Consider the following 12,756-nt stretch of genomic DNA (forward strand, 5'->3'; position numbering starts at 1 on the left):
CCTTGGTTGCTAGCTTTTCCTACTCAAAATGGAATTGCAACACCCATGCCAATATTTGCACATGGTTTGCATATCCGCCAGCTTCAAAGCAGAAGCAATCGCGGCAATCGCTCCATCTGCATCCGATACCATGCCGATCCGGCTAGGACGTGCTCCGATTCCGCCCAATCTTCCGATGATCCCGAAGGTTGGTGCGCTGCCGCCCGTCGATTTTCCGTTTTTACCCGGGATGACGATCTTCACGAAATCGGTACTGCCTTCTTCTCCTGTAACGGTTTGGACGCTAACCGTCACCTCTTGATAAGGGGCAAAAATCTCCTTGATCGTCTCCCCGCTGACATGCGCACTATCCAGCGCCTCAAAGACGGTGATTGTTTGTTTCCAAGACATGCACGTTACCTCCTTGTTGTCGCTCTCGTTGTTCTTACGCAAAGATGTAGGAAAGAATCTGTTTGTTGACGGCACCTTCGACGGAAGCCATCAGCTCGCGGTTTCGCATGGTCGCACCTAAAATCAGATTTTCCTTTGGTACGTGGATGATCGCAAGCTTTTGACCCTTCTCCACCTCGGCGGAGACAATCGGTTTGGCCGTCTCGGCATCCAGCGTCATGATGAGATCCGGGAATGTACCCAGACGCTCTCCGTTCACTTCGAGCGTCATGTATTCGTTCCAGAATGTCATTTCATGTCCGTTGATCACCACTCGTCCCACATCAAAGCCGCCAGCGGTATTCAAGTCGAATTCATCTACCACCCCTGCTGTGACGACACGTCCGCCGAGCTTTTTGCAAACCGCATAGATGGCGGCTTCACCTTTTGCCCCGAGCAGCGCTTCCCCTACCTCAATCGCTTGCTGGATCGCTCCAGGCGCACCGTTGGCCCGAGCGTATGCGGCTGTCACCGGATTGCGGGCAACGACAACCAGTCCACCTGCTTCTACGGAAATCTTGCGAACCAGACCTGCTGCCTGCTGCAAGCGTCCACTCACGCATACCTCGTGATAGCGCTCATCCTTGCCACCTACAGCGGCTTGATGGGAAATGAAGCCTTCCAGCTCGTGCAGATTCATCGCACCCATAAGGCCAGTTGGATGAGCACGCCCATTGCACGGGGAGTCGATCACAGGAAGTCCGGTCACCGCTGCCTGGAACCAGCCGTTTACCGTCGTTCCTGCACCGTTTTCATTGGTGATGATCCCTTTGATCGGCTGACCGATTGTCTTTTCCAACAGCTGCAGGGCACGAACGTAATGCATTGGTTTTGTGTATTGATCTGTGGCGGCAGGTGCCCCCACCAATGCAACCGTCGCGAGCAGATCTTCATCGTTCATTTCCTCTGCTGTGAACAGCTGTGGTGCTCCTACTTCCAATGCGAGACGTCCTGATTCCAGTCCATCCTCCAGCCAGCCGCCTCCGCCTCCGCCCAGTACGCATCCGCCGTATACAGCTGCTTCCATCATGGAAGTCGTTAAGGTCACTTTCGCCATGTTGTTTCTCCTCCATCTCCTGATGCTTTTTATTTTTTGGCAAATTTCACAACAGAACTAAAGAAGCTGTAGATCGCATCCCCGGCGATAAATCCAGCCGCGAGAATGCTGAGCGTGCTTTCTGCTTCCTTGCCTTTCAGCTTCAAAACGATCATACGAATCAAAATACCGCCCAGTACCGCCCAGCCTGCGTTTGGATTGAGGATCAAAAGACCAGTTGCAAACATAACCCCAACTTGACGACTGGACCCGCCAACCAGCTGCAGGATCGCGCCAGGAATCGCCCACATCAAGAGCTGCTTCGCTACCTCTGGAGATGTACCCGCTTCAATCGTGCTGGCGTACACTTTATCTACCGGCGGGATGAGCCCTTGGGAGAAAAAGCTGTTGTACGAGAATGCTACAGTGATCAGCGCCACACCAAATGCGATCAGACCCGCGATGTACTGCTGCTTGCGGCCTTCCAGCTCAGCATGAGCATCTGCACCGTTTCCACGCAGGATGTAACCGGTTTTCAGGTCGTAGCCCATGTCTGCAAAAGCAGGACCTGTGGCAGCACTAAAGCCAACCAAAAGAGCCAACGCCACTGGCGGGAATCCGATCATCATCCCGATGATCAGCGTGATCAAAGCAATCGCAAACGCTGGGAACCAACCGGAGTGCATCGCGGCGATCAAAGCGACAACCAGGTAAGCGATAAACCCGAGTCCCAATGTCCGAGAGGTTTGCTTGTCCCCTACGGTATAGGCCGCTTCTTCAACACCAGCGGAAGTTGTAATCGGTTTCTTTTTCCGGAAAATTATAAACGCCACTTGGAACAAGGCAACGATACCAGCCCCGATCATGAAGCCATGTGGGACGTACATCGTGTTTACATCGACATTGAAAAGCGGTACAGAGCACTGACGGAGCAAAAGCCCTATCCCAAACATCGCGAGCGCCCAGATGTTTCCGATAAACGCTACCCCGAATGCAGACATCGAAATGCCGAAATAAGAACCAAGCAAAGAGCTTGTACAGCAAAGCAGTATCTACAAACATCGCAAGACCTGCCCCGATCAGCATCGCATGATCAGCTCGGGCTTGCCCATCGCAAACGGAATCCCGATTGGTATCAGCAAGCTGTTTGCCGCACCGAATGTCGCAGACGAGATCGACGTTTGCACCAGGTTTTGCCGGTGGATCGATCTGTATTTTGAAAAGATCTCCATCGGAATCCTAGCGATCAGCATCGCAGCCAGCGCACCAATGATCGAGGTACTCGGCGTTACCCCCAGCGATGTAATCAACTGCATCCCAATAATTGCCCCAAATACGGACAAACCAACGTTCAATAGCAGTGAAAACGGCTCAAAAACAGAGGGATGTTTTTCTCTAGGTGCTTTATCCTTGGCCATGTTCCTACCCCCTTGTAAAATTTTCTGTATGATTGCACATATCCCGATAAGCGCTCTTCCTTACTACTGTTTCTTCCTTTTGCATATGGGTTACGTTCACGCAAAAGGTCTTGAAAATCGGTGTTGCTGCGAGGGAACTGGTGAAACGATTAACTTGAGATTTTCTCTCCTTTCCAAAGGATTGTTGCTCATTTATTCTGTTTTTTTTTACTTTAACAAAAATAGGCCGCTTTCCCCTATGGGAAGCGACCCAAAAGATGACCCCCATTTTTGGGCATCACCACAAAACACTGATTGTACGAATGCTTTTACTTCCTCTGATTGGCATGAATATCCTTCGTCTTCCATACCCGCATGGCAACATCTAGGCGAAAGCGCACCTCCGGATCGTTCAGGTCATTCTGGATGATCTCGTTTACCCGATCCAGTCGATACAGGACGGAATTGCGATGGATGAACAGCTCCTCTGCTACCCGCTTTGTATTTCCGCCCAAACGCAGAAACGCATGCAGCGTAGCCAGAAGCTCCGTGCCATACTCTTTGTCATACGCCACAATCGGCTCGATCAGCATCGAAGTGAGAGCGGTCAGCACAGGATGTCCGGCAGCACCCAGAAGCAAATCCTCCACTAGCACCTCGTGAAAGTGAACGATCTTCTGCTTGGGCTGCGTGTGAAAGCTGATCTCCATGGCTTTATGCGCTTCCTGCCGGCTCATCGGAACATCGGACAACAGCTCACGAATCCCACCGATCCCGATAGTCAGCTGTGTACTTGGAGATATCTCCTCTGCCGGGGTCATCAGCTCACGCAGCAGCTGTTCGGCTTCCGCCCGCTGCTTCTCCGCCGAGTCGTGAACGGTCGCACACAAAATGATCAGGGAATCACTGATGACGACTGCTTTTCGCGTGTACACGCCAGGCTTGTTCACTCGCTGAACCAGCAGGTTGTTCAAACGGGTCAAGGGCTCATCTCTGCTCTGTTTGTCTACTGCTGAACGGTTTTGCAGCACCATACAATAGACAAATTTGCCGAGCGGAATACCAAGCTGCTGGGCACGATAACGCAGCAGATCCTCCTGATGAGAGGAGCCCGAAAACAGCTCCACCAAAAACGACTCCTGCTCCCGCTCTCGCTGCATCTGCTGCGACTGGCGAATCGTAAACTCGATGGCAAGTACGGTAACGGCGTGATCGAGGCACATCTCTTCGAAGTGCTCTTGTTCCCCAAGCTACGGGAAATGGCCAAATATCCCATGATCCTGCTGCCCACCTGCACCGGCCGCTTTTCTACATAATCTACTCCGCCGAACTGTGTCGTACTGCTCTCTACTTCCCCTGCCTCGTTTATGACTGCTGCCTCACATCCCAGCAAATGCCCGATCAGAACTACCAGCTCTGTTGTTCGGCGATTCAACACCAGGTTTGAATAGCCAGTCGTCAAAATCAGTTCATTTGGCCGTAGAAAGCCCGTCAACGTAGGTGTTTCCATACTGTCGATATAATAAATTTCCTTGGAAATGCCGCTCTCGCCAGCCATGATCTTCGCCTCTTTAAACAAAGGCAGCTGAAAGAGACGTTCTACGGTAAAGGGCTTGTTGTTTTCCATGCAATCACCTCGTCGCGCTCCATCATCTCCGTATGCTACCACATTTGTCCACCGAATAGAAAAAAGACCTGCACGCAGGCCTCTCTCTTTTCTTTCTTCCATATATAGACGTTTCGGGCACACTGAACTTAATAGGCGATTGCGTGACCGATCAGGACAAACACCGCACCCGTGATAACCCACATCAGCATCAGCGGCCACATGAATCGAAACCATTGCTGATAGGTGATTCCAGAAACTGCCAAGCTGCCCATTAAGGCTGAGGAAGTCGGCAAAATCATGTTGGTAAAGCCATCTCCCATCTGGAAGGCGAGCACGGAGGTTTGACGTGTCACACCGAGCAGGTCCGCGAGCGGCACCATGATTGGCATCGTCGTTGCAGCAAGTCCCGTACCCGATGTAATAAACACGTTCATCACGGTCTGGAAGAAATACATCCCCAGGACTTGAATCGAGCCATGCAAATGACCAACGGCATCAGACAAGCCAAACACAACCGTATCGATGACATTCCCTTGCTCCAGCACAATCAGAATCGAACGCGCAATCCCGATGATGAATGCCCCGTACGTAATCGCGCTTGCCCCTTTTACGAACTCACTGGCAATGCGGCTTGGGCCAAACTTCGCGCAAAAGCCTGAAACAATCCCCATCGTGAGGAACAGAGCCGAAAGCTCCTCCATCCACCAATCCTTTTTCGATACACCCCAAATCAACAAGGCAAAGCTGGCGATGATCGTGATCACGGTTAAGATGTGCTTCGCCTCCAGCGCCGGGAGGGAATGCAGATCGAGCTTTTGCTCTGTCGTCGATTCCTCGAGATTGCGAACGATGCTGGCCTGCGGTGTCTTTTTCACTTTACGTGCATAGCGAATGATGTACCAGCTCGTGATGGCCAAAAGTGTGATTAGCAAAATCGCCCTCAGCCACATCCCTGAAAACATCGGAACTTCTGCAATCACCTGTGCCAATCCTACGTTGAAAGGATTCAGCAGTCCCGCCGTAAAGCCAACGGATGCGCCTAGTGAAACCATCGCCGTTCCCGTCAAGGCGTCATAACCGAGGGAACGGGCAATCGCGATTCCCAATGGAACGAACACCATGACCTCGGAGGACATGCCCATCGTAAATCCGCCGACGGAGAACAACCCCAAAAATACCGGAATGATCAATATTCCACGCTTGGAAAACGTCTTGGCGACCCGGCTGGTCACCGCTTCGATGGTGCCCGTTGCCGTGATGACCTGAAAAGCTCCACCAATAATGAAGATAAAGAAGACAATATCACTGGAATCAATGAGTCCTTTTACAATCGCTTTGGGTACCTCGAGCAGACTGACTGGGTCCCCCTCCACTGCATGATAGGAGTTGGGCACAACCAGCGTTTTTCCCGAGGTCGGATCCTTGGCACGCTCGAACTCCCCGGACGGCACCATGTACGTGAGTGCCGCAGCGAGCAGAGTGAGGATGACCAGAAGAACGAAAGTATGGGGCATTTTGATATATTTTCGCCAGGATGACGTCGGCTGGCTGGAATTGGACATAGCTGGCTGTGGCGAATGTGCGCTCATCCTTATGCCTCCTCTGCTTGTTTATTCTTTTTCCAATTCTCGAACTCTTCACGAACGCTTCGCAATAGAGCTGGGTCCGTGCAAAGATCATACGTGGTCATAGCTAAGGCTTTGGCCGCTTGGTTCATTCCCACCAAACCTGCCTCCGATGCAGTCGCTACGGTAAACTCCGGTGTGTGCGTACCCGCCTCCGTAATTTTGATGTAAGGATGGATGGTCGCCGTCACTTGACCGACATTTCCGATATCCGACGAGCCGATCCCGCCTTTTTTCGGAGGATCACTTACTTCGATGCCCATTGCCTCCAAATTTTCCGCGAATAAACCCGCGAGCGCATGATTGTTGTTGCGTTCGGCGTAGACAAGACCTTCCTTGATTTCAGCTCTCGCCCCTACCGCTTCCGCTGAGTGATGAACCGTCTTGTACACCTTTTCGGTCAGCTCGCGAAGCTCCCGCACATTGGCCGCCCGGAGGATGAATTTCGCTTCGCAGTACTCCGGCACTACATTTGGAGCATCTCCGCCTTTTGTAATAATGCCATGAATTCGCACATCATCCTTGCAAAACTGCCTTAGGGAATTAATGGCAACGAAGGTATGAATCAGCGCGTCCAATGCACTGATGCCTTTTTCCGGGGCTGAAGATGCATGCGCCTGTTTGCCGTAAAAGCTGAAGGTCGCATCTACACAGGCCAAGGCTCCGCGCAGAACCATCGTCTTTTTATGCGGGTGGCACATCATGGCTGCATCGACTTCATCAAATAGTCCCTGCTCACACATGATGATTTTGCCTCCGCCGTCTTCCTCGGCAGGCGTCCCCATCACGATAATGCGGCCAGGCAGCTCGGGAAAAGCCTGCTTCAATGCCAATGCCGCTCCGACCGCCGACGTCCCGATCAGATTGTGGCCGCAGGCATGCCCGATTTCCGGAAGCGCATCATACTCTGCCAGCAGCGCAATCGTCGGTCCTCCTGGTTTTCCTTCCCATGTCGCGCGGAAAGCGGTTTCAAGTCCGGCTACGCCTCTTTCTACTTCAAAACCTGCTGCAACCAATGGCTCTGTCAGCCACTGAGATGCTTTATGCTCAAAAAAACTGAGCTCAGGGTTTGCGTGAATCGTCAAGGCGATCTCACGCAGCTGGGAATCCAGCTCATCGACGGCTTGTACAATCCATTGCTTGTCCTCCAAAATCTGTCCCATCCTGACCTTGCCCTCCAATCTCCCTCGTAGACATTTCGAAAAATTAAATCACCTTCAGTACGCCCTCATTGTACGACCCTGCTTTCTATAAGTAAAATCTAAAAAATTTAACCCCTAACTATAAAAATCTTTATAACTACTCGAAAAAAGGACAAAAAAAAGAGACCATCATCACTTGAAAAGGATAACGACCTCTTGTGCTTTTGCTGGTTCCATTTCTCTGCTTTCGTTTTGGTCTTGCGCTGTCTCATATCGGCCAAGGCGAAAATGCTCCGATTCAGCTCCGGGTTGCGCTTGCCTTCGCGCGCCAGCTTTTCCCTCGCTTTTTTGGCACTGCTTTTTGCCATATCATTCACTCCTTTGTATGATTATGATAATCCTGTTCCAGACAGGATGCAACGAAATTAGGGGAATCACCAGTATCACTTGTCCATTCCTTTTTTCCGCATGCGAATAAGCTGTAGAGAAACGGCAGGTGATTAAGGATGAAAAAAATAACGGTAACCAGAACCGAAAATCAAGTCTATTCCACTCGTGTTCTTCGCTCGGAATTTGATAACAAGTGGCGCGTCTTCATCACTGGCAGCGGCTATGTGATGTATATCGCGACGGCGAACCGCGCCAAGGTTGTCGTCTTGCTTGCCAACGGATCCAGCAAGCTTTTGACCTTTCCCAAAGGCGGGAGAGTGCTGGTCGGCGGCGGTGGTACGAGCCACTATAGTAAACCACATGTCGCAACAGATCTGTAGTTGATTCATGGTAAACCTGCTTTTGTTTTCCCCTCCCTCTGGAGCTCTCCAGGGGGATTTTTTATGAAAAGAAAAAGCACGGATGAAACCGGGCCTTGTCGTATACTCACCGCAGTTCATACTGCTTTAAAAATGCCACAAATCGATGGACGACAGTAAACTTCATGGTGGCCTCTCGATACAGCATCCACGTACGCCGTGTGATCGGCTGTCCGTCCAGCATCGTCAAATCTACGGTGTAAAGCTCTTCATTCGGCCGTATAAAAACACGCGGGATAATCGTATAGCCCAATCCGAATTTCGCCATTTCCTTGCAAGTCTCATAGCTATCCACCTGCATGGTAATGGACGGGGGCTCTGTATAACGCTCATGCCACCATTGATCGATCGCGTGCTTAAGCGAAAAGGACATTTGGTCCCCCAGCTTTACTGCCAGCTTTGGTGCCCGATAGTTAATCCGAGGCAGGGAAGGCAGCTCGTCCAGATTCAGCTCTTCCGTTGATACGAGGCAAATATTTTCTTCCTGAATCAAATGCTTCTGATCCAGCCATTGAAAATCCCCGCGGATGATGCCTACCTGAATCTCCTCTTGGAGCAGCATGTCATAGATTTCAGAGCTGAAGCCCGTGTCGACATGAATTTGGACCTTGGGATATAGCTCCAGAAACTTTTTGATGATCAAAGGAAGCTCGTACTGTCCAAAGTAGATGGACGCTCCAATCCGTAGCGTTCCCTGTACCTCCTGCTGCATATTCACGATATGATCTCGCGTATCCCGCAGCTCAGCCAGCATTTTCGCTGCGTACGCCGCCAAGTATTCGCCTTCTGGTGTGAAACGAATCCCTTTGCCGTGCTTCACGATCAACGAGACACCAAACCGTTTTTCCAGCTGCTGCAGTCGATAGGTCAGGGCAGGCTGCGTCATGTACATGCGCTCCGCTGCTCTGGTCAAGCTTTTCTCTCTGCTCAAGGCTTGCAGCAAGAGCCAGTCCTTTTCATCCATGCGATCCCCTGCCTCGCTATCTTCTCTTTATCCGCGCTTCATTTTTGCCAGTCGAATGAATTGCTCGTCTCTTTGCTTCCATTTTTCCTCGACGGACGTATCCGCATACGAGTAGATGCCTGAGCCTGTTTTCGTCCCCAGCTTCCCTTTTTCCACCAGCTCATCGATGAGCTCAGGAGCCTTCTGGGATGCATTCAGCTCAGGCGCCAAATTGTCAATTACGCGCTTCCATGTATCGAGTCCACCGAAATCAGCCGTCTCGATCGGACCAACAAACGCCCAGCGGAATCCGATCCCGTCCTTCATCACCGTATCGATCTCACGCGCGTCCGCGACTCCTTCTTTCAATAGAGAAAAGGCTTCGCGCATCAGAGCTGTCTGCAGGCGGTTGGCGATAAAGCCGGGAACATCCTTTTTCAGCAGCACCGGAGACTTCCCGATTTCCACCATGAGCTCCGTGGTCCGTGATACAACCGCATCCGACGTTTTTTCATGCCGGACGATTTCCACGAGGGGAACGAGCTGTGCCGGATTGAAAAAATGCGTGATGATGATCCGCTGCGGCGTTTTTGCCTTTTCGATCAGTCGCGCAATCGAGAAAGTGGAGGTGTTGGATGCAATGATAGCATCTTCTTTTGCAAATTGCTCCAATTTCTCGAACAAATCCCACTTCATTTCAATGACTTCCGGAATCGCTTCCGTGATGACGTCAGCTTTTGCGACGGCTGCCTGCAAATCCGTGGTAAGTACGATCCGCTCCAGTGCGTCCTGCTTGGCTTGCTCTGAAATGACCTGCTCTTTGACCAGCAAGCTCAGGCTGTTTTCCACACTCCGCTTGGCTTTGAGCAAAAATGATTCCTGTAAGTCGTATAGGAAGACGGTGTAACCAGCCAGCGCATATTCCTGTGCGATACCATGACCCATTACACCTGATCCAATGACTGCTACTTGTTTTGCCATATGAAATTCCTCCTGAGATGTAGATGGTAAACGCTTTCTTTTCGACGCATACGAAAGAACTGTCCCGTTCCCTTATGCTTTAGACACTGTCCTTTCACACTACCCCTTTATAGATACAAAAGCGTTACAAAAGCTCATCTCTTCCTGCTGGAATCTGCAGTCGCAACTGCCCTGTTTACACCCGTTCAACGGCGCCTTTTTGCCTTTTTTGGTCCTTTCCGAAACGCGCGGCGCTTATATGGACTTGCTCGTAAATTCTGCTTTTGAGAAGAGATTGGCAGCTCTCCCTGCTTTCCCTGTTGGGCATGCGCCTTCACACACGGCCTGACTTCTACCTGAAATGCCCACAGCATAGCTTTACACGAATATACCATAACTTGTTTTTTGACTTCGTACCGCTTGTTCTTCTACCTATTTTTGCTAGAAAAATCCGCAATACTCTCATGGTGGAAGAAAACATGAAGAAAAAAATGCTGCTGAAGCTTCTTGCTTCAAAAGAGGAGACAGAATAATAAGGGAGGGGCACAGGAATGAAAGGTGGAAATATCTCGATCACCAAATCACGCTCGAGCCCAATAGCTCTATCGTCGTCCAGATCGATGTGACTAACGCGCATGACTTGTATGACCTTGCGTTGAGCAGTAATTCGGGCGGCGGCGGAATGTCCATCAAACAGAGCAGCTCCATGCCATAGAGGCTGTCCTCCGGTAATTCACGGATGCTGATGGCAACTCGTGTGGCTGCCTAGGTAAAAAAAGACTTCTTCCCCCGATGCAAGGCTGGGGGAGGAAGTCTTTTTGCTTTTCCTTTTCGACTCACTGATCTTTACAAAAACCGGCGATGCACCTTTTTGCCATCGTACGTAAACAAGACCTGCCGATCCTCGATGACCGTCTCCAAATGCACATTTTTCCCCCAGAGGGTATAGACGTGCGGCAATGTCTTCTCGACGTACTTCACATCCAGCTCCAGACCCTCAAAGTGATGCTTCAAAAACAGCTCGCCTGCGCGCAAATAGTCGCCATCGTGCACCATCACGTAAGGGAACCCACCGTTGACCCGCGTGCCTGCCAGACCGTCTCGCACCTGCTCCCATTGTTTATCCGTTACGATCCAGTCATTCCCCTGCTTGCCGAACATGTACAAATCCAGATCGCTCACCAAATCCTTGGTCATGAAGTTGCTGATGAAGCTGATATCCGACTCCAGCTCGCGCACTTCAAAAATCTTGGAGCGTCCTTCACCTGGCTTGCGGCCAAACCGCTCCTGCTCTTCCTTCGTCGGCTTATCCCAGCGTCTTTCGATATCCTCGAAAATTTTGAGCCCCAGATGGTACGGATTAATGCTCGTTGTCGAAGGCTGAATAACCGAGGAGTGCAGCTTCGCAAAATCGATCGTTTCTGCCTCCGTCAGCTCCATCTCCCGCAAAATGCGCATGTGCCAGAAGGTAGCCCAGCCTTCGTTCATGATCTTCGTCTCCATCTGCGGCCAGAAGTACAGCATTTCATCGCGTACAATGGTCAAGACATCGCGCTGCCAATCCTCCAGAACACTGCTGTACTCCATGATGAACAGCAGCAAATCCTTTTCCGGAGACGGTGGGAATTTGCGGAGAGGCTTTACCGGTTCGGTCTCCGTCTTCTCTTGACGGTCCAGACCCCACAGGTCGTCGTATGAAGAACGGCGGTCTGTCTTTCCTTTCTTTGCAGATTTTGCAGGCTCCTCCGGCTCGCGTTTCCAGCGCAGCTTGGGTCGCATCAGGCTCGGATCGATATGCTCCTGAATCGCCAGGCTCGCATCGAGCAGATCCTCCACGGCTTCCTTGCCGTATTCGATTTCGTACTGACGGATGCGCTCCGAGCTGGCAGCCATGCTCTCCACCATGTCTCGGTTCGTGTTGGAGAAGCGCATGTTGTTCTTGAAAAAATCGCAGTGTGCCAAGACGTGCGCTACGATCAGCTTGTTCTGGATCAGCGAGTTGCCATCCAGCAAGAAGGCGTAGCACGGATTGGAGTTGATCACCAGTTCATAGATTTTGCTCAAATTGAGATCGTACGACAGCTTCATGCGATAAAAGGATTTTCCGAAGCTCCAGTGCGAGAACCGCGTCGGCATTCCGTAGGCTCCAAACGTATAAATAATATCCGCCGGGCAGATTTCGTAGCGCATCGGATAAAAGTCGAGACCAAACCCCTTGGCAATTTCAGTAATTTCATCAATCGACCGCTCTAGCTCTTTGCGTTCTTCGTTGGTCACAGTCTTTCCCCTCCCATTTGCCAAAGCCTATTTTATATATATGGAGAAGGATGACAAAAGAAGCCAGCATTCGGAGAAAAGAGAGGCTGACTTGCACATTTTTCTTAGAAAACTTGGTGGCGGAGCCTTAGTTGCACTTATACTGGCTAAGAATCCTATAAATTCTTACTGTATAAAGGAAAAAGGCATCTCCCTCAAAAAGGAGACGCCTCTTGATTTGCTTTACGCTGGGACGCCGCGCATTACTTCTGGAACCAATCGCGTACACCTGCATAAATAAGAGCACCCGAAAAGACCAGCATTGCGATCAGGCCAATCCCATCTACCAACGGATTCAGTCCGTTCAGGAAGGTACCATCGAGTGGAGTTTTCAACAAAGCGTAGCCACCAACAAGACCGCCAGCAAGAGAGAGCCATTTGTTCATCTTATCTATTCACCTCCCGAAACAGCGGCGGTTTACGTTGCCACTGCGTACTACACTTTATGTCGGGAGTTGACAAGCGGTCTGTACGGTAGTCCAAGACACTG

11 protein-coding genes and 2 pseudogenes are annotated in these 12,756 nt (G+C 50.9%); 1 reads left to right on the top strand and 12 read right to left on the bottom strand.

From position 1 onward, the window contains the following. Positions 1 to 66: 66 nt before the first annotated feature. From EDM55_RS05605 to brfA, 8 genes and pseudogenes are all read right to left on the bottom strand, one after another. Positions 67 to 390 (bottom strand): annotated as a pseudogene (locus tag EDM55_RS05605) (DUF1177 family protein); the annotation flags it as partial. A 34-nt stretch (positions 391 to 424) separates the two neighbouring features. Next, positions 425 to 1,486: an S-methyl thiohydantoin desulfurase family protein gene (locus EDM55_RS05610; protein ID WP_122959813.1), complete on the bottom strand. Its 1,062-nt coding sequence runs from the start codon at positions 1,484 to 1,486 to the stop codon at positions 425 to 427. Between the two features lie 29 nt (positions 1,487 to 1,515). Next, positions 1,516 to 2,883: pseudogene (locus tag EDM55_RS05615) on the bottom strand (OPT/YSL family transporter). Between the two features lie 308 nt (positions 2,884 to 3,191). Continuing rightward, positions 3,192 to 3,983 (bottom strand): PucR family transcriptional regulator, encoded by a 792-nt coding sequence (locus tag EDM55_RS30760; RefSeq protein WP_246071086.1) that lies wholly within the window; start codon positions 3,981 to 3,983, stop codon positions 3,192 to 3,194. Next, entirely contained in the window at positions 3,869 to 4,489 is a 621-nt protein-coding gene (locus tag EDM55_RS05630; RefSeq protein ID WP_246071083.1) for a PucR family transcriptional regulator ligand-binding domain-containing protein, read from the bottom strand. Before EDM55_RS05630 ends, EDM55_RS30760 begins: the two co-directional genes overlap by 115 nt. A 128-nt stretch (positions 4,490 to 4,617) precedes the next feature. Continuing rightward, complete coding sequence (locus tag EDM55_RS05635; protein WP_246071084.1) at positions 4,618 to 6,060, bottom strand: YfcC family protein; 1,443 nt, start codon at positions 6,058 to 6,060, stop codon at positions 4,618 to 4,620. 2 nt (positions 6,061 to 6,062) lie between these two features. Beyond that, positions 6,063 to 7,259: a M20 family metallopeptidase gene (locus EDM55_RS05640; protein ID WP_092266317.1), complete on the bottom strand. Its 1,197-nt coding sequence runs from the start codon at positions 7,257 to 7,259 to the stop codon at positions 6,063 to 6,065. A 107-nt stretch (positions 7,260 to 7,366) separates the two neighbouring features. Continuing rightward, positions 7,367 to 7,606 (bottom strand): ribosome rescue factor BrfA, encoded by a 240-nt coding sequence (gene brfA / locus EDM55_RS05645; RefSeq protein ID WP_122959816.1) that lies wholly within the window; start codon positions 7,604 to 7,606, stop codon positions 7,367 to 7,369. Between the two features lie 138 nt (positions 7,607 to 7,744). Between brfA and EDM55_RS05650 the strand changes: the two genes are divergently transcribed. Continuing rightward, positions 7,745 to 8,008 (top strand): hypothetical protein, encoded by a 264-nt coding sequence (locus tag EDM55_RS05650; RefSeq protein ID WP_092266319.1) that lies wholly within the window; start codon positions 7,745 to 7,747, stop codon positions 8,006 to 8,008. Between the two features lie 106 nt (positions 8,009 to 8,114). Here the strand turns inward: EDM55_RS05650 and EDM55_RS05655 are convergent, their stop codons facing one another. From EDM55_RS05655 to EDM55_RS05675, 4 genes are all read right to left on the bottom strand, one after another. Further along, positions 8,115 to 9,011, bottom strand: coding sequence for a LysR family transcriptional regulator (locus EDM55_RS05655; protein WP_092266320.1), 897 nt, complete (start codon positions 9,009 to 9,011; stop codon positions 8,115 to 8,117). Between the two features lie 27 nt (positions 9,012 to 9,038). Further along, positions 9,039 to 9,971 carry a 3-hydroxyacyl-CoA dehydrogenase family protein gene (locus tag EDM55_RS05660; protein ID WP_122959817.1) on the bottom strand — a complete coding sequence of 311 codons (933 nt, stop codon included), beginning with the start codon at positions 9,969 to 9,971 and terminating at the stop codon, positions 9,039 to 9,041. Positions 9,972 to 10,796: 825 nt separating this feature from the next. After that, complete coding sequence (locus EDM55_RS05670; protein ID WP_122959818.1) at positions 10,797 to 12,227, bottom strand: SpoVR family protein; 1,431 nt, start codon at positions 12,225 to 12,227, stop codon at positions 10,797 to 10,799. 242 nt (positions 12,228 to 12,469) lie between these two features. Beyond that, positions 12,470 to 12,652: a hypothetical protein gene (locus EDM55_RS05675; protein WP_122924156.1), complete on the bottom strand. Its 183-nt coding sequence runs from the start codon at positions 12,650 to 12,652 to the stop codon at positions 12,470 to 12,472. Positions 12,653 to 12,756 lie beyond the last annotated feature (104 nt).

Source organism: Brevibacillus centrosporus (assembly GCF_003710815.1).
Taxonomy (GTDB): Bacteria; Bacillota; Bacilli; order Brevibacillales; family Brevibacillaceae; genus Brevibacillus; species Brevibacillus centrosporus.